The organism is Maricaulis sp., from assembly GCF_048269565.1.
Taxonomy (GTDB): Bacteria; Pseudomonadota; Alphaproteobacteria; order Caulobacterales; family Maricaulaceae; genus Maricaulis.
This window is the reverse complement of record NZ_JBLXIK010000001.1, coordinates 414,779-432,112: the sequence shown is the minus strand read 5'-3', so window position 1 is coordinate 432,112 and position 17,334 is coordinate 414,779. Positions and strand designations below refer to the sequence as shown.

Genomic DNA, 17,334 nt, shown 5'->3' with positions numbered 1-17,334 from the left:
ACTTGAGTGACATGCTCAAATTCGCTTTGAGCCGGGCTGAAGCCCTGGTTCTGTTCGATGCCCTCAGCCGGCTTGTCGATAGTGACGGGTTCGCCGACGCAGCCGAGGATCTCGCCGCCAACAGCCTGCTATGCGCACTGGAGCGCGACCTGGCAGCTGTGGTGGATGCCGATTATGCGTTCCTGGTGGCCCGCGCCAAGGAGGAACTGACCGAGGATATCGAGGACTGATCCGGCAGCGCAGGATCAGCCGTAATAGTCATCCTCAGCCTCGCGCAGCTTTTGCTGCTCCTTGTGCGGGGGGAGGATTTCCATCTTCACATGGCGGCGGCGATTGGTGGAGATGACGAAGAAACGCTTGTCGGGATAGTCCAGCTTGGCCTCCAGCATCGCCGAGGTGATCAGGTCGACATTCTTCAAGTCATCATCCGACATGCCGAAGGAATGCGGCAGATCGCGTCCATGCTTGTCGAGCCCCGCCTCGACGCAGCGCCGGATCGCGGTGCGCTTGAGACCGGCGGTCGTCATATGAGCGCCGAGCTCATCGCGGATTTCCGGATTGGAGACGGGATAGATGCCGAGATAATCGGGCTCTTCGGGAATATGGCCGGCCTCGACCAGCAGGCGCAGGCCCTGGCGGATGATCTCGCGCGAATGCTGGCGCGCGGTGATGACGGCAATCGGACGGCGCTTGAGCACGGCGTATTTGAAGATGTCCCAAGACGGGCCCTTCCAGTGGGCGCTGTCGAGGGCGCGGCGGACATCGCGCAGCAGGTATTCCTCCCCATTGCGGTCCTGGCCGTCGGAGAATTCGCGATAGGCCCGCGCCGGCGGATCAGCCCAGTCTTCCCACAGGCCGGGCACGCCGAGATAGGCCTTGATGTCCTCATACTCGTGCTGGCGCATGGCCCGCTCTTCACCGGTCATGGTGTTGAGAAGATGGATCCGCGTCGGCAGATGCAGGATATTCTCGTCGATATCGAAAAAGTAAAAGCTCTGACGGTCCACACCGGTTTCCTTCAAGGTCAATTTGCGCTCCGGGCCAGGGCTTCCTGGAAGCGGACGGGCTCGCCCGTTCCCCCGGCAATCACTTCATCATCGCGCATCACGATGCGGCCGCGCACGATGGTCGCGACCGGCCAGCCGGTCACCGTCTGGCCGTCAAACGGGGTCCAGCCCGATTTCGAGGCCGACCAGGCATCGGTGATCTCGCGCCTGGCTTTCATGTCGACAATGGTGAAGTCGGCATCCCAGCCCGCCGCCATGCGGCCCTTGCCGGCAATGCCGAAAATCCGTTGCGCCCCGGCCGAGGTCAGGTCGACAAAGCGTTCCAGTGTCAGCCGGCCGGCATTGACATGATCGAGCATGATCGGGACCAGCGTCTGCACGCCGGGCATGCCAGACGGGCTTTGCGGATAGGGCTTGGCCTTTTCCTCCAGCGTATGCGGCGCGTGGTCAGAGCCGATGACATCGACAATGCCGCGCCGCAGGCCGCGCCACAGCCCGGCGCGATGATGGGCATCGCGCAGCGGCGGATTCATCTGGGCGCGCGAACCGATGCGCTCATAAATGCCCGGGCCTTCAAGGGTGAGGTGCTGCGGCGTTGCCTCGACCGAGGCATAGTCGCGATGATCGACAAGGAATTCCATTTCCTCGGCCGTCGAGACGTGCAGCACATGGATGCGCTTGCCGGTCTTTCGCGCCAGGCGCACCAGGCGTTTGGTGCTCATCAGCGCCGCTTCGGCATCGCGCACGACGGGGTGGCTGGTCCAGTCACCGGCCACCGCCAGTTCGCGGCGCTCCACCAGGCGGTATTCATCCTCGGAATGGAAGGCGGCGCGGCGGGTGATCGCGTTGAGCACGCGCTCGACCCCCTCATCATCGGCGACCAGCAGCGAACCGGTCGAGGCGCCCATGAAGACCTTGACGCCGCAACAGCCGGGCATGCGCTCCATCACGGTCAGCTCTGCCGCATTCTCCGAGGTCGCGCCGGCATAAAAGGCGTGGTCGCAATGCATGCGGTGCCGCGCCCGGGCCAGCTTGTCGTCGAGCATGTCCGGTGTCGTCGTCGAGGGATTGGTATTGGGCATTTCGAACACAGAGGTGACACCGCCAAGCACGGCGCAGAGCGATCCGGTCAGCAGATCCTCTTTCCACTCCAGACCCGGCTCACGGAAATGCACCTGGGTGTCGATGACGCCGGGCAGGACAGTGAGGCCCGTGCAGTCCATCACCTCGCCGGCCGAGGCGCGGGAGAGATCACCGATTTCGCTGGTCTTGCCGTCGATAATGCCGACATCGGCGATGCGGCGGCCATCATGATTGACGACATCGCCGCCGCGCAGGATGAGATCGAAAGTCCGGGTCATGGCGTCACGTCCTTTTCAATAGCGCTTCAGCTGCGTCATACGCCGCTTCGACCTCAAGATCGAGCAGCAGGCTTTCCGGGTGCAGGCGGCGATCATCGAAGGCCGCATCGATTTCCTCAAACCCGGTCTTGCCGCGCACAATGGCACAATGGGGCCCATAAGGCCCGTAGCGCCGCTCGTCGGACGGACCGAACAGGCCCAGAGTCGGCGTCTGCATCGCCGCCGCCATATGCATCAGCCCGCTATCATTGCCGATAAACAGCCGCACGCGCTGGAATGAGGCGGCGACATCCATCAGGCCGAGCTGGCCGGTAAAGTCGAGCAGGCCGGCATCGGGCAGCGCCGCGTGGATCGGCGCCGCCGCGGCCTGGTCGCCCGGCCCGCCAAAGATCGCCACCCGCGCGCCGGCCATCGCCCCGCCCGGCGCGATCAGCCATTTGACCAGCTCGCCAAAGCGCGTCCCCGGCCAGACCTTGTAGGGCATCGAGGCCGAGGGGCAGATCGCCAGCACCGGCGCGCCATCGGGCAACAACTCGACCGCCTTCGCCTTCGCCGCTTCGGAGAGGTAGATTTTCGGATCGGGCACACTGTCGATCCGCAAGGCGCTGGCCGCCTCGGCGACCTTGTGGATCGGCGCCTCGAATTGCCTCAGAATGCGGCGCTCGCGGGCCATCAGCGCCCAGGCCGTGGCCGAACAGCGCAAATCGACCACCAGGTCCCAGCGGGTGCCGACGGTGGCGCGCCAAAGATCAAACCAGTGGGCGCCGGCCTTCTTCTTGCTCATCACGATGACGCGCTCGAGCCGCGGCACGGCGGCAAACAGCGGCGCGGCCAGCGGTCCGCAGGCGATGGTGAAGCGGGCGTCGGGCCGGGTCTCGACGAGATAGCGCAGCACACCGGAATTGATGATGGCGTCACCGATCCGCGTCGATGTGATAAGAAGGATATGTTGCATCCCCGCGCAAATACCGCGCCTCACCCCACTTGGCCAGCCATCAAGGCAATGCGATACCTGAGCCATGAACACCTCGACCCCCGCGATTCACACCGCCCCCGCCCGCACCATTCTCTCCGTCTCCGGCCCCGAGGCCCGCGCCTTCCTGCAGCGTGTCATCACCGCCGATGTCGAAACGCTGCAACCCGGCCAGTGCCGCCCCGGCGCCTTGCTGACACCGCAGGGCAAGCTGGCGGTCGATTTCCTGCTGTTTGCCGATGGCGACACCGTCTGGCTCGACGTGCCGGCCAGCGCCGCCGATGCGCTCGCCAAACGCCTGTCGATGTTCAGGCTGCGCGCCAAGGCCGAGATCGTGATCAATACCGGTCTTGCGGCGCTGTGGAGCGAGCACCCGTTCGCGGGATCGGCCCCCGACCCGCGCCTGGGCGACGACCTTCATCGCGGTATCGGCCCCGCCACCGGCGACGCGGCAGCCCTTGATGCGCTTGAAATACTGCACGGCATCCCGGCCTTCGGGCGCGATTACGGCGAGGCCGAGGTTTTCCCGACCGACGTCAATCTCGACATTTATGGCGGCATTGGCTGGAAGAAGGGCTGTTTCATCGGCCAGGAAGTCGTCTCGCGCATGAAGCGCCGCGGCACCATCCGCAAGCGCGCCCTCGCGGTCAGCTTTTCCGATGAGGCTCCGGCGCGCGGCACGCCCGTCACGGCCGGCACCGGCACAATCGGCGAGATCACCTCATCACACGGCCATCACGCCATCGCCCTGGTCCGGCTCGACCGACTGGAGGCCGCCAGCGAAACGCCGCAGGCCGGCGGCCAGACAGCACGAATCGATCTGCCGGACAATCTGCGCCCCGAGGCGCCGGCGGAAAAAGTGTGATGGCCGGCGAGCGCTGCGCCTGGGTTGGCGGCAATGATCCGCTCTATGCCGCCTATCACGACACCGAATGGGGCGTGCCGGAATATGATAGCCGGGCCCTGTGGGAAAAACTGCTGCTCGACGGTTTCCAGGCCGGACTCGCCTGGATCACCATATTGCGCAAGCGCGAGACGATGCGCGAAGCTTTCCACGGTTTCGATCCGGACATCATCGCGCGCTATGGTGATGCCGACCGCGAACGCCTGCTCGCCGATCCCGGCATCATCCGCTCCAAGCTCAAGGTCGAGGCGGCGATCACCAATGCCCGCGCCTATCTGGAGATGCGAGAGGCGGGGGAAGACTTCTCCGACTATCTCTGGAGCCATGTCGGCGGCACCCCGATCCAGAACACCTACTCCCGCGAAACCGGCCTGCCGACCCACACCGAGCTCAGCACCGCCCTGTCGAAAGACCTGAAACGGCGCGGTTTCAAATTCGTCGGCCCGGTGATCGTCTATGCCTTCATGGAGGCTGTCGGCATGGTCAATGACCATGAAACCACTTGCCCGAGGCATGGCGCGGTGCGGGCTATGGCTCGGGGGTGAGGCCCATGCGGGTGGCGTGCCAGGAGGCCTCGGCGCGCGAGGAGATGCCGAGCTTGCGGTAGATCGCCTTGATATGGCTGGCGACGGTGCTGTCGGCCAGGCCCAGATCGGCGGCGACCTCGCTATTGCGCAGGCCGCGACCGATCAGGGCGAGGACCTCGCGTTCACGGGCCGTCAGTTCACCATCGGGGCTGGCGGCCGGTCCGGTACGGCGGAAATGCTCCATGATGCGCCGGGCCACCGAGGGCGAGACCGCCGGGATGCCCTCGGCCAGCTGCAGCAGGTGACGCGTCAGCAGTTCGACCGGGCTTTCCTTGAGCAGATAGCCCTGCGCCCCGGCCGACAGCGCGGCGACGATGGAGGCATCATCGCCCATCACCGTCGTCACGATCGGGATGGCGCCCGGGCAGGTCTGCTGCAGGCGGCGCAGCACGTCCAGGCCGGAACCATCCGGCAGCCCCAGATCAATCAGGGCAAGGTCGAATCCGGCTTCGCCGGCGGCGGCCAGCCCGGCCCTCACGGTCGCGGCTTCGCGAATCCCGCAGGCCGGGAAGGCCGAACGGACGATCTCGCACAGCCATTTGCGTGTCTCGTTGACATCCTCGACGATCAATATCCGGTTCATGTCACCCGCTCCCGACCGCCGCCCGCCTGAAAGACCGCCACGAGCCGGTTGCCCGGCTTGAGCGGCGAAAGGGACAACTCTCCGCCGAGGCCGGAAATGCGGCCACGCATATTGGCCAGACCATTGCCGGCGACCACCGTCTCGGGATCGAAGCCGCGCCCGTCATCCTCGATCACGAGGGTCAGCCGGTCCGCGAGGCATTCGATCCCGATTCGGATATGGCCGGCGCCGGAATGGCGGATGACATTGCTCACCGCTTCGCGGACGACCGAGCGCAGAGCATGTGCCACGGCAGCCGATAGCGGTGCCGTCCCGCCGGAACTGTTGGTCCAGTCCAACGCGATACTGACGGCCTCCAGGCGCTCCGCCGTCTCCACCCGCAGATCGGCCAGCGTTTCGTCCAGGGTCGGTGCGCCGGTCGAGGCGTTGTTGATGATGTCGCGCAGGTCGGTCAGGGTTTCGCGGATCATGGAATTCTTGCGCTCGTCATCGCGGCTGTGCAGGGCGCCGAGCAATTGCGCGCCGATATTGTCGTGCATGTCGCGGGCGATACGGCCGCGCTCCTCGGCGACACCGCGATCATAGGCATCGCGGCTGGCATCAGCATGGGCCATCAGCTGCAACAGGTGCTGCGCCGTTTTCACATGCGCCGCTCCGAACAGGGATCGCCCGGCCCAGGGATAGCGCAGACTGGTCGCCGGAATGCCTGACGCCGGCGGCAGCACGAGTTCGAGCCCGTCCTCGCGGATTTCCGGCTCGTCGCCGGCGTCACTGGCGGCGCGGATCTCGAGCGGATCAAACAGGCGCGTCAGCAATTGCTGCCACTGGCCAGGCCGATCCTGCTGCACCGGCTGAAATGCCAGGGCGACAACCTCGCGGAAAACTTCCTGCTCGCTGAGCCCGGGACGTGAGGTGAAACGCCGCGCCAGCGCGTCCCGGAGCGGCAGATACAGAAAGCCGACGGCCAGCAATGACAGACCGAGCGCCATGCCCGGACCAATGGCCAACAGGCCGACCAGCGCCGCGTCAAGCGCGACCAGGGCGAGCGAACCGACGACGTAGAACAGGATGCGGAAGGCCCATTCGCCGAGCTCGAACAGCCTGTATTGCCGCAACCCCGCCGCGACGCCGATATAGATGAGCAGGAAGAACATGAAGGCATAGCCGGCCTTGATCACTGCCTGATATCCCAGCACCTGGGGCAAGGCGTTGAGCGTAATGAAGCCGCCGGCGCCGAACAGGACGGAGAGTCCGAACCAGACCGCGATCGCCCGGTCCCGCGGCGCCCGCCTCGTCGCGATCAATTGTCCGAGAATCGCCAGGGCGATCGCCGCCATCTCGATCACGGTCAGGAAATGGATCGTGGCCCAGGCCGGCAGATGTCCACCGCGCGACAGGACAGCGAAAGCGCTGACGAAAACAGCGCAGACGGCCGTGATCCAGGGCCAGTGCGGCAGGCGTACCGGATAAACCAGAAACAGCCAGATCATCGCGAGGCCGAAGCCACTGGCACCGATGGCGTTGAGCCAGATCATCGCAATCGCCAGGCCGCGCGGGTCAACGGCTCCGCCGGCAAAGCTCGCGGCGGAAAAGGTGAAGGCGAGCGTTGCCAGCCCGCTGACCGCGAACAGGCGTGTAGCCATCTCGCGCGGCCGCAGGGCCCAGACCCAGCCCGAAATCGTCAGCGCAGCCAGACCGACGCCAATTTCACACCAGAAGATCAGCGGCAGACCCGGGTCCGGGCTTGCCCTTTGCGCGACCACGATTGTCAGCGCCATGGCGCCGAGGCCGAACAGGAGGATGGCCGCCAGCCGGGCGCCCGGCGTGGTCAGCACCAGACCCGCTCCGCCCGGCCGTCCGCGATCTTCCGCCCTGGCATCTGCCCTCAACACTCGCGACACCTCCCGTCACCGGCACATCCCCGCACCGGCCTGCCGCAGCGCGGTTTTACGCCGTTTACTGGCCTGACTGATCTCCCCGAAACAGGGGATGGCGGGGCCGGAGTGCTGCAGTTCTACTCCATACAAATATCAGGATCACAACCCCAGCCAAGCGAAAGACTCCAGGATGAGACTTGCCCTTCCCGCCTTGCTGCTCGGCGCCACGCTTGCCCTGAGCGGCTGCACCAGCGTCGTCGACAATTTCGTTACCGGCGGACCGCTGGTGCGCCCGGGTGACCCGACGGGCGTCATCCAGGTGGTGAACCGCTCGGGCCATACCCTGACCTCGGTGCTGCTCTCGCGCTGCAGTGCGCCCTCCTACGGCCTCAACCGCCTGCCCTCGGGCGTCAGCATCAGGCCGGGACAGACCTACACTTTCCGCGTTTCCGCCGAGTGCTGGTCCGTCCTGGCCGGACTGGCGGGGCATGATGCCCGCCAAAACATGCACGTCCGTGCCGGTGGCGGCGTTGTCTACACAGTGACCGGCTGATCGCCTGCCGCACGCTTTCTCACGCATGGACCCGGAAAGGATCTCCAATGAAAACCGTCTTCACCGCCATCATCATGGCCGCCACGCTCGCCTCGGCCGGACAGGCCCAGACATTCGGCAGCGTCAATCTTCGCGCCGGCTTCACGCCCGACCCTTTCCGGGTCGCGATCACTTCGGGCGGCTCGATCAACGCCTCGTCGATCTCCAGCGGCTGCCGCGGCTGGATGGCCAACACCATGGACTACCAGGTCCACTATACCGCCGGTTCGTTCAATCTGAGTTTTTCCGCGACGTCCTCGTCCGACACGACCCTGTTGATCCAGGCGCCCAATGGCAGCGTCTATTGCGATGATGACAGCGGCAATGGCCTCAACCCCATCGTCACGATCGGCAATCCGGTGTCCGGCACCTATAGCGTCTGGGTCGGCTCCTACCAGAACGGCGAGTACGCGCGCGCAACTCTGTCGATTTCCGAACTCGGCCGGCAATAGCCGCGCCGAGCCCCCCCCGGGGGGGAGGGGGCGGGATCTGGCAGACCGGGCCTGCGCCCAAGGCAGGACCGGTCGCCAGATCAGAGATACTCGCACAATATCGCTCCGGGCGGCGGAGCCGCCACGATTCAGGCGGTCAGGCCGGTCCGCCGCAATGCAGGACCGGAGCCCGCTCGCCGGGTTCGGGCGCCACCAGGTGCGGACATTCAACCGAGCGCAGGATATCGGCGATCACCGCCAGCCGGGTCTTCTTCTTGCTGTCAGCCTGGACCACCCGCCAGGGCAGATCGTCCGAGCCGGTCTCGGCCAGCATGCGGTCGCGGGCGCGCGAATAATCATCGAACTTGTCGAGCGCGACGGCATCGATCGGGCTGATCTTCCAGGAGGTCAGCGGGCTGGTCTTGCGTTCGGCGAGGCGCTCGGCCTGCTCGTCATAGGAGATGTCGAGATAGTATTTCAGCACTGTCGTGCCCGAGGATACCAGCAGGCGTTCAAAGGTGAGGACGTCGCGATAGAAGGCCTCGTGCTGGGCCTCGCTGCAAAACCCCATCACCTTTTCCACCCCGGCCCGGTTATACCATGACCGGTTGAACAGGGCGATTTCGCCATCGGCCGGCAGATAGGGCGTATAGCGCTGGAAATACCAGCTCGAGCGATCGCGGTCGGACGGTTTGCCCAGCGCCACAACGCGGGTTTCGCGCGGACTCATATGGCGGGTGATGCGCTTGATCAGCCCGTCCTTGCCGGCCGCGTCACGTCCTTCGATCAGCACCAGCAGACGCTGGTCACTGGCGATCAGGTGACGCTGCAGCATCACCAGCTGGACCTGCAGGGCCAGCAGCTGGGCCTTGTAGCCCGTTTTGACCGGCGTGGATTGATCTGGCATCGCTTTACTCCTCGCAGCGCCAGCTCACTGGCTCGAAGCCAAGCCCTCCAGCCTGGCACGCTCAGGCGATAGCATAGCCCATGCGCTTCGCCCACGCCCGCAAGTGCTGACTGTCCTCGCCCTCAAGGGCGAAGGCGTAGTTGCGCCAGCGTTCCCGCGACGTCGCATACAGGGTCTGGGTGACCTGGTTGGCACTGGGTGTATTGATGCGGCCACGCTGGCGCGCCGTCTCGAAATAACGCGCCTGCGCCGGCTCGAACTCCAGGCCGAGGCGCTGCATCAACGGCGTCACACTGGCTTCGAGATCCCCGATCAGATCCTCATAGACGATGCGCTCGACAACCGGCTCGCGCCAGGCCTCGAAAGCTTCCCAAAGCGAAAAACTGAGATCATACAAACGGTCGATCCGCGCCAGGCTGGTCATGTTGAGCATGGCGTTATTGGGTTTGAAGTCCTGGGCCAGATTGCTGATCGCGACATCGAGCGGATTGCGGCCGGCGAGGATGAAGACGGCCCGGGGAAAGATCCGCTGGATCAGCGGCGCCCAGTTCATGTTGAGCGGCAGCTTGTCGATATAGACCCGGTCATCAGCGATCGGTTCGCCGGCATGACCGGCCATCTGCTCCAGATAACTCGCCCGCAAGGCCTCTGTATCGCTCTCGTGGAGCCGGTCGAGCCAATCCTCGGTGAAATTGGATTCATCCCCGCTCATGCCGCTGACAACGGCACGCAGGGCGTCGCCGAGCACTCGTTTCTCCTCGATCACCCGGACGCTGGAATGCGAGCGCAGGATCGTGTCGAGCAAAGTGGTCCCCGAACGGGGAAACCCGACCAGGAAGGCAATATTCGCCGGCCCCGCCCGGTGATCAGCCACTGCGCTCTGACCGGTCGCGATCTCGGCGTCGAGCCGGCGATGCAGGCTCTCGATCCGTCGCGTGACCATGGTGTGATCGCACGGACCGTTCTCTTCCCAGACCGCCTCCAGCAGGGCGTTGCCGTCAAGAAACGCGGCATGCGCCTCGCGATACCGGCCACGCTTGTCGGCGATGGCGCCCTGGGTGAAGTACCGGCTGCGCAGCTGGTCGGGCTCGCCGCCAGCGAGGGCCTGTTCGATACTCGCCTGCGCCGCCTCGAGTTTTCCGGCGCGCAGCTGGGCCCGGGCCTGCACATCGAGCAGATCGGGGCTGGTGAGATCGGCACCGGCACGCCGCGCGATCTCGATCAGGGACAGCATCGCCTCCGGATCAGGGTGGCGGTCATGCCAGCTGGCGGCTTGGGCAAACAGCTCGATATTGGCGGGATCCAGATTGAGCGCCGCCTGCCAGATGGGGCCGGCATCGGCAGAGCGCCCCTCGGCCTCACCAACGATCCGGGCCAGCGCGGCCCAGCATTGAGCGTCCTTCGGCGTAATCGCCAGCGCCCGGCGCGCGCACATCTCGGCATGATCCCCGCGCCCCTCGAGCAGGGCTGTCTCGGCCAGAAGCTTCCAGACTGCGACCGATTGCGGTGCGACCCAGACCAGCTCCGACGCCCGCGAACCGGCTTCGCCGATCCTGCCGGCTTCGTGCGCCGCCATGGCTCCGGCAAACATTGCGTTGCCCTCGGCTGCGGTAATGCGGGTCGCAAAGCCGTCCAGGCGAGCATCCATCGCGGCGCCCGGCGGGCATTGCGCCAAAGCTTCGCGCAATGCGGCATCGCCGGGCGTCTCCCGGCACGCCTTGGCAAGAAGACTGGCCGCACGTCCGGCCTCGCCGACCTCCACCAGCGCGCGCGCCAGGGCAATCGTCAGCTGCGGGATTCCGGGCTGCAGCATTGCAGCCGTCATGAGACATGGCAGGCTTTCGCGCGCATGGCCGGACATCAGCAAGACTGCACCGAGATTATAGTGCGCCGCCGTCAGTCGCGGGTCCTGGTCAAGCGCCCGGCAAAATGCGAGGCAGGCGGCTGCGCGCGAGCCCGCTGTCAGCAAGGCCTGGCCCTCGCGCATGAAATCCGCCGCCATTCCAGTCATGGGCACCTTTCGGAGAAAACCGTTTCCGGCGTTCAGATAGCCGCGATGCCCCCCTGCGGGCAAGCGGGCGTGCCGCGGGCTGCGGTAATGCCGCCAATCGGAAGTCGCGTCGTCCGTTCGGTACAGGCGCCGGTCGGTGCCCGGTGACCCGGCCAGCCGGGACATGGGCGCGTGCCAGACGGCAACGGGCAGGGTCATGCCGCCCCCTCTGCCAGGCGGCACTCGCCACCGCATCTGGTTGCGCCAGACAATACGCGGGGACACGCCATTCTGCGCCGGGACATCGCAACCGTCATCCCTAGGTGACGCCGCCGCCACAGGGGACTAGGTTGCCGCGCTTGTAAGAACCGAGTCCGGCCTTGTCTGGCCCTGTCTGGAGTTGCTCACATGAATGCGGTTATCCGATCCACCGGCCTCTGGGTCCCCCAGGACAGCGTTTCCAACGAAGAATTGGTCGAGTGCTATAACAAGCATGTCGAGCTTTATAATGCCGAGCACGAAGACGCGATCAAACGCGGCGCGGTCGAGGCGAAAAACCCCTCCTCCTCTGGCTTCATCGAGAAAGCCTCGGGCATCAAGGCGCGCTATACGATCGACAAGAAGGGCGTGCTTGACGTCGAGCGCATGCGTCCGGCCGTCCGGCCACGTCCCAATGAAGAGATTTCGCTGATGGCCGAGTGCGGCGCCGCCGCCGCCCGCCAGGCGCTGGAAAATGCCGGGCGCGATGCCGCCGATGTCGATGCGGTGATCTGTTCGGGCACCTCGATGCAGCGCACCTATCCGTGCATCGCCATCGAGATCCAGGACGCGCTCGGAATCGAGGGCTTCGGCTTCGACATGACGGTCGCCTGTTCCTCGGGCACATTTGCCATCATCAATGCCGTCAACATGATCAAGTCGGGCATGGCCAAATCGGTGCTGGTCGTCTGTCCGGAACTGACAACGGCGCAGCTCAATTTCCGCGACCGCGACAGCCATTTCATCTTTGGCGATGTTGCCGTCGCGATGCTGATCGAGGCGGAAGACGTCGCCAATGGCGATGGCTGGCGCATTCTCGGCACCCGGATGATGACGAAATTCTCCAACAATATCCGCTCGAATTTCGGCTTCATGAACGCGTGCGAAGTGCCCGAGCCGGAGTTCGAGGACCGCTATTTCGTGCAGGAGGGCCGCAAGGTCTACAAGGAGGTCTGCCCGATGGTCGCCGAGATGATCCTCGAGGATCTCGCCGCGATCGATCTGGCGCCGACGGACCTGAAACGCCTCTGGCTGCACCAGGCCAATATCAACATGAATCTGATGGTGGCGCGCAAGGTGCTCGGCCGCGATGCCGAGCCGGGCGAAGCGCCGGTCATTCTCGACGAGTTCGCCAATACCGCCGGCGCCGGGTCGCTGGTCGCCTTCCACCGCAATCATGACGGTTTTGCAGCCGGCGAGAAGGGGCTGATCTGCTCCTTCGGGGCCGGCTATTCGGCCGGCACGGTATTCGTCGAACGGCTGTAGGCGGGCGGGGTCAAGGCCCTGCCCGGCCGGTCAGCAAGCGCCACGAACACAGCGCCCCGACCAGCCAGACAGATTGTTACGCCCTCCGGCCCGTAGCCGGAGGGCGTTTTATTACGAGGCGACAGATTCGCCGTGCAGCGTCGTGTCGAGACCGGTCACTTCGTCCTCTTCGCTGACGCGCAGTGTCATGAATTTCGACAGTACGAACAGGATGACCCAGGTCACAGCGCCGCAATAGACCGCGGCCGCAAGCGCGCCCCATGTCTGGGTGAAGACCTGCATCAGATTGCCCTCGATCACACCGGGCGCGCCGCCAATGGCTTCCGAGGCGAAGACGCCGGTCAGGATCGCACCGACCAGACCGCCGACACCATGCAGGCCGAAGGCGTCGAGCGTATCATCCCACTTGCCCCAGCGTTTCAGGGCCGTGACGCCCCAATAGGCACCGGCCGCACCGGCGGCGCCGATGATGAAAGCCGCCCAGGCGGGCACGAAACCGGCCGCCGGGGTGATCGCGACCAGGCCGGCAATGGCACCGGAGGCGGCACCGAGCACGCTCGCCTTGCCGCGGCGCAGCCACTCGATGATGATCCAGGTCAGCAGTGCCGAGGCCGCCGCCAGCTGGGTGGTGACAAAGGCGTGGGCCGCGGCGCCGTCGGCGGCCAGGGCGGAACCGCCATTGAAGCCGAACCAGCCGACCCAGAGCAGGCCGGCACCGATCACGGTCAGGACCAGATTGTCCGGCATCATCTGCGAGCCGGGATAACCGCGGCGCGGGCCGACGACTTTCGCCAGCACCAGACCGGCGACACCGGCATTGATGTGCACCACCGCGCCACCGGCAAAATCGAGTACGCCGGCGTCCGACAGAAAACCGCCGCCCCAGACCCAATGGCAGATCGGCGCATAGACCAGGATCAGCCAGGCGGCGGCAAAGATCATGAAGGCCGAGAAGCGAATGCGTTCCACCGCCGCGCCGGCGATGATCGCCACGGTGATGATCGCGAAGGTGAGCTGGAAGATGAAGAACAGGTTTTCCGGCAGATCGCCCGACATCGTCTCCGGCGTGATCCCGGTCAGACCGATGCGACTGAGCCCGCCGACAAATGTGTTGAGGCCGCCACCATCGGAGAAGGCGAGGCTGTAGGCGATCAGGGCCCACAACACGGTCACCGCCGCCGTGGCGCCGAGACTTTGCATCATGGTCGAGAGCACGTTCTTGCGCCGCACCATGCCGCCATAGAAGAGCGCGAGACCCGGGATGGTCATCATCAGGACGAGCGCGGTCGCGGTCAGGATCCACGCGATATTGCCTGAGTCGATCACTGCGTCTTCCATCATGCCTCTCCCGGATGCTGCAATGCATCAAAGCTAGGCAGGGGGTGGCGGGACTGTCGATCTCAAGCGAGAATTTTGCTGCATATGCGCCCACGACGCTTCATTTTGGTGCAGCCCTGCTCGATCCCGTGGCGGCAACGCAAACTTCGACCACGGTGCAAGGCCGCATTGATTAGGCGCGTCCATGTATTACGGTGACACCAAGAGAAAGCAGGGATGGGGCTGAAGCCGTGCACACCAGCATTATTCGCTCAACCGGATATTGGGCGCCGTCCAATGTCATCACCAACGCCGAACTGGTCGAGAGCTACAATGCCTATGCCCGGCGCTTCAACGCCGAGCACGCTGCGGCGATTGCCGCGGGCGAGGTTGAAGAGGTCCCCTTCTCCAGCAGCGAATTCATCACCAATGCCTCCGGGATCGAACGACGGCATGTGTATGAAAAGTCCGGCATACTGGACATCGACACCCTGACACCGCGCATCCCGCCACGCCGGTTCGAGGATATTTCCGCCCAAGCCGAATTTGCCATGAAGGCCGTCAGGCCGGCGCTGGAAAAAGCCGGTCGTGAGGGCGCGGAAATCGATGGTGTCATCGTCGCGTCGTCGGCGCAGCAACGCAATTTCCCCGGCCTGTCCTGCGAGATCCAGAATCTGATCGGTGCCAGCGGCTGGTCCTTCGACCTCACCATGGCCTGCGCCTCGGCGCTGTACGGGCTGAATATCGCCAATGCGATGATTCGCTCCGGCCAGGCCCGGCGCATCCTGGTCTGCTCACCGGAAATCATGACCTGCATCAATGTGCATTCGCGCCGCGACGTGCATTTCATCTTCGGCGACGCCGCCAGCGCCATCCTGGTCGAGGCCGATGACGGCACGCCGGGCGGCTGGGAAGTCTTGGGCACCCACACCCGGAACAAATTCTCCAATCACCTGCGCTCGGACTATGGCTTCATCAATATCGCGGAACGCACCGTCGATCCCGATTATACGCCGGGCCTGGACCAGGACGGTCACCGGGTGTTCAAGGATGTTGTCTCCCTCGCGCCGGTCGTCGCGCGCGATCTGATGACACGGATCGGTCTCGAGCCGGAGGGCGTACGCCGCGCCTGGCTGCACCAGGCCAATATCCGCATGGTCGACATGATCGCCAAACGCATTCTCGGCCGCGACCGCACCCCGGAGAACGCCCCCTCCATCCTGGAAGAATACGGCAATACCTCCTCGTCGAGCGTGGTGATGAATTTCGAGATGAATTCCGACGACATGAATGCCGGCGATACCGGGATCATGTGCGCCTATGGCGCCGGCTATGGTGTCGGTGCCGCCGCAGTCAGGAAACGCTGATGCGGCGTTATCTCGCCCTCGCCGCCACTGCCGGGCTGATGGCCTGTTCGCAGCCCGAAACGCAGGCGTCTGCCGACGCTGAGCCTCCGGTCATCCCGGCAGCCGAACCGGCTGCGGATACCGACACGGCGCCTGCGGAGGCGGCCGGCCTGCCGGGGACGGATATCCATATTTTCGCGCTGGACTGGGTCAACGGCCAGCCGGTGATCGGCGCGCCGACGGGCGGCGTGATCCGGCCCGGCTATGACAACCAGCCCGCCTTCACGCCCGATGGCAGCGCCCTGCTCTACACCGCCGGCGATGACAGCGGCGAGACCGATATCTGGCGTCTTGATCTCGCCACCGGCGCGACCACGCCCGTCACCCGCACGGCCGACGAGAGCGAGTATTCGCCGCGCGTCCCGCCGGGCGAAGCCGCGCTGTCCTATATCTACCAGCCTCCGGGCGGCTATGCCGGCAATGCCTATCTCGCCAATGCCGACAATTCGGACCGGCGGCCGGCCGAACAGCTGGCACCGGTCGGCTATTACCTGTTCAGCGGCGATATGCGCCATGTCGTGACCTTCGCGCTGGGCGAGACCAATACGCTGCAGCTGATTGACCGCAGCGCTGACCCGGAAGTGCCGCAGCACATCGCCGACAATCCCGGCCGTTCCTTCGCCAGGACGCTGACTGGTGATGGCGCCTGGGTCACACTGGAGCGGGCTGATGGCGGCTTTGCCGTGCATCGGCTGGATTTCGCCTCGGGCAGACTGCGGGACGGCTTCGACCTGCCCGGCGACAGCCAGGATTTCGCCCGCATCGCCAGCCCTGCCTCGGGCCTGTTTGCGCTGGACGGGTTTTTCTCGTCCTCAGACGGCACGCTCTATTACGGTACCGTTTCGGCCGATGCGTCCGCAGCGACGCTCTCGCCCGTCTGGGTCGAGATCGCAGAGCTGGAGGCGCTCGGGCTGTCCGACGTCAACCGGATCGCCGTCAATCCCGCCATGGACCGGATCGCCTTCGTCACCGCCGACTAACCGAACCCGCCGCGGCCGGCCGGAAAAGGTCACGCCCGGCAAGCCGAACCCCCGGCGGCGTGCAAGAGGACCTGAACACCCTTGTTGATCTCGATCCACATTCCGAAAACCGCGGGCACATCCTGGCGGCTGATGATCGAGGCCAATTGCGGGCGCCAGGCGAGCTTTGTGTCAGTCGAGTCACGTGATCGCGAGGAGGCGGCCAGCCAGGCCATCGGCCTGCTCGATGCCGGCTGTGAAGCGGAAGCGCGCACGCTGATCCAGGCCTCCGGCTGTCAGCTGATCCACGGGCACAGGGCCGACGCCTTCCTCAAGCTTTTCCCCGATGCCCCGGCTATCATCTGGCTGCGCGATCCGATGGAGCGATTGCTGTCGGAATATGCACACCTGAAGACATTCATGCGTCAGGAGAACAAACTCTGGCAGGCGATTCACAGTGGCTCGGCGGGTCTGGACGATCTGGCCCGCGTCCATGGCGATATCTACACCCGGCTCGTTGCACGGCTGGACAATCATCCCGGCGGATATGTCGCGATGTTGACCGAGCGATCAGGTCAGGCCGAGCAGGCCGTCAACGCAGCACTGGGCTGGCGGGGTCACCTGCCCCGCCGCAATATCGCGCCAGGGGCGGCGCGCAGCGGCCATGACGCCTTGATTGACAGGCCGGGAGCAAAAACGGACAGCCTGCTCGCCAGCGACCGCGAGATTTACGAAACCTGGAGTCAGCGCTGGCTTAGCGGCGAAGCGAGCGAGCGCGCGCAGGATCTGCTGCGCGCCGGCCCGCGCCGCGGCCCGCCACAGCTGCGAAACCAGTTGCGGCGCCTGGCCGGGGTCTGGAAGGAAAAGCTGGGCCGGTCTCTCGGACGCGACTGGCGCTAGACCGCACACCCACCCG

General features: G+C 65.2%; 17 protein-coding genes. 9 read left to right on the top strand and 8 right to left on the bottom strand.

The annotated features are described in order from the left end of the window. Positions 1-11 precede the first annotated feature (11 nt). A complete protein-coding gene (locus tag ACN0YL_RS02155; protein WP_417496865.1) occupies positions 12-230 on the top strand; it encodes a hypothetical protein in 219 nt (72 codons plus the stop codon). Between the two features lie 15 nt (positions 231-245). Here the strand turns inward: ACN0YL_RS02155 and ACN0YL_RS02150 are convergent, their stop codons facing one another. Genes ACN0YL_RS02150 through ACN0YL_RS02140 form a run of 3 tightly spaced genes read right to left on the bottom strand, consistent with a single transcriptional unit; the run spans position 246 to position 3,323 of the window. Further along, the gene (locus ACN0YL_RS02150) at positions 246-1,028 is read right to left on the bottom strand and encodes a hypothetical protein (RefSeq protein ID WP_417496864.1); all 783 of its coding nucleotides are present in this window, start codon (positions 1,026-1,028) and stop codon (positions 246-248) included. Further along, on the bottom strand, positions 1,025-2,368 hold the full coding sequence (locus ACN0YL_RS02145; RefSeq protein ID WP_417496863.1) for a dihydroorotase: 1,344 nt from the start codon (positions 2,366-2,368) through the stop codon (positions 1,025-1,027). Before ACN0YL_RS02145 ends, ACN0YL_RS02150 begins: the two co-directional genes overlap by 4 nt. 4 nt (positions 2,369-2,372) lie before the next feature. Then, positions 2,373-3,323 (bottom strand): glycosyltransferase family 9 protein, encoded by a 951-nt coding sequence (locus tag ACN0YL_RS02140; protein ID WP_417496862.1) that lies wholly within the window; start codon positions 3,321-3,323, stop codon positions 2,373-2,375. 64 nt (positions 3,324-3,387) lie between these two features. On the opposite strand from ACN0YL_RS02140, the gene ACN0YL_RS02135 reads away from it, so the two are divergent. Beyond that, a complete protein-coding gene (locus ACN0YL_RS02135) occupies positions 3,388-4,206 on the top strand; it encodes a YgfZ/GcvT domain-containing protein (RefSeq protein WP_417490799.1) in 819 nt (272 codons plus the stop codon). After that, positions 4,206-4,790, top strand: a complete 585-nt coding sequence (locus ACN0YL_RS02130) for a DNA-3-methyladenine glycosylase I (protein ID WP_417496861.1) — start codon at positions 4,206-4,208, stop codon at positions 4,788-4,790. The genes ACN0YL_RS02135 and ACN0YL_RS02130 overlap by 1 nt, the downstream gene beginning before the upstream one ends. Here ACN0YL_RS02130 and ACN0YL_RS02125 read toward each other — a convergent pair. Continuing rightward, a complete protein-coding gene (locus ACN0YL_RS02125; RefSeq protein ID WP_417496860.1) occupies positions 4,774-5,415 on the bottom strand; it encodes a response regulator in 642 nt (213 codons plus the stop codon). The genes ACN0YL_RS02130 and ACN0YL_RS02125 overlap by 17 nt on opposite strands. Beyond that, positions 5,412-7,307: an ATP-binding protein gene (locus ACN0YL_RS02120; protein WP_417496859.1), complete on the bottom strand. Its 1,896-nt coding sequence runs from the start codon at positions 7,305-7,307 to the stop codon at positions 5,412-5,414. Before ACN0YL_RS02120 ends, ACN0YL_RS02125 begins: the two co-directional genes overlap by 4 nt. Positions 7,308-7,482: 175 nt before the next feature. On the opposite strand from ACN0YL_RS02120, the gene ACN0YL_RS02115 reads away from it, so the two are divergent. Next, positions 7,483-7,845 (top strand): hypothetical protein, encoded by a 363-nt coding sequence (locus ACN0YL_RS02115; RefSeq protein ID WP_417468776.1) that lies wholly within the window; start codon positions 7,483-7,485, stop codon positions 7,843-7,845. 47 nt (positions 7,846-7,892) lie between these two features. After that, positions 7,893-8,336 (top strand): peptidase S1, encoded by a 444-nt coding sequence (locus tag ACN0YL_RS02110; RefSeq protein WP_417490795.1) that lies wholly within the window; start codon positions 7,893-7,895, stop codon positions 8,334-8,336. A 136-nt stretch (positions 8,337-8,472) separates the two neighbouring features. Here the strand turns inward: ACN0YL_RS02110 and ppk2 are convergent, their stop codons facing one another. After that, a complete protein-coding gene (ppk2, locus tag ACN0YL_RS02105) occupies positions 8,473-9,222 on the bottom strand; it encodes a polyphosphate kinase 2 (RefSeq protein ID WP_417490794.1) in 750 nt (249 codons plus the stop codon). A 61-nt stretch (positions 9,223-9,283) separates the two neighbouring features. Continuing rightward, complete coding sequence (locus ACN0YL_RS02100) at positions 9,284-11,233, bottom strand: tetratricopeptide repeat-containing sulfotransferase family protein (protein ID WP_417496858.1); 1,950 nt, start codon at positions 11,231-11,233, stop codon at positions 9,284-9,286. 387 nt (positions 11,234-11,620) lie between these two features. On the opposite strand from ACN0YL_RS02100, the gene ACN0YL_RS02095 reads away from it, so the two are divergent. Continuing rightward, the gene (locus tag ACN0YL_RS02095) at positions 11,621-12,736 is read left to right on the top strand and encodes a beta-ketoacyl-ACP synthase III (protein WP_417496857.1); all 1,116 of its coding nucleotides are present in this window, start codon (positions 11,621-11,623) and stop codon (positions 12,734-12,736) included. 111 nt (positions 12,737-12,847) lie between these two features. On the opposite strand, the gene ACN0YL_RS02090 is transcribed toward ACN0YL_RS02095, so the two are convergent. Then, positions 12,848-14,074 carry an ammonium transporter gene (locus tag ACN0YL_RS02090; RefSeq protein WP_417496856.1) on the bottom strand — a complete coding sequence of 409 codons (1,227 nt, stop codon included), beginning with the start codon at positions 14,072-14,074 and terminating at the stop codon, positions 12,848-12,850. Positions 14,075-14,304: 230 nt separating this feature from the next. Between ACN0YL_RS02090 and ACN0YL_RS02085 the strand changes: the two genes are divergently transcribed. The 3 genes from ACN0YL_RS02085 (at position 14,305) to ACN0YL_RS02075 (ending at position 17,318) form a co-directional block, all read left to right on the top strand. After that, on the top strand, positions 14,305-15,420 hold the full coding sequence (locus tag ACN0YL_RS02085; RefSeq protein ID WP_417496855.1) for a beta-ketoacyl-ACP synthase III: 1,116 nt from the start codon (positions 14,305-14,307) through the stop codon (positions 15,418-15,420). Further along, positions 15,420-16,439: a TolB family protein gene (locus ACN0YL_RS02080; protein ID WP_417496854.1), complete on the top strand. Its 1,020-nt coding sequence runs from the start codon at positions 15,420-15,422 to the stop codon at positions 16,437-16,439. The genes ACN0YL_RS02085 and ACN0YL_RS02080 overlap by 1 nt, the downstream gene beginning before the upstream one ends. 84 nt (positions 16,440-16,523) lie before the next feature. Then, positions 16,524-17,318: a sulfotransferase family 2 domain-containing protein gene (locus ACN0YL_RS02075; protein WP_417496853.1), complete on the top strand. Its 795-nt coding sequence runs from the start codon at positions 16,524-16,526 to the stop codon at positions 17,316-17,318. The last annotated feature ends 16 nt before the right edge of the window (positions 17,319-17,334 follow it).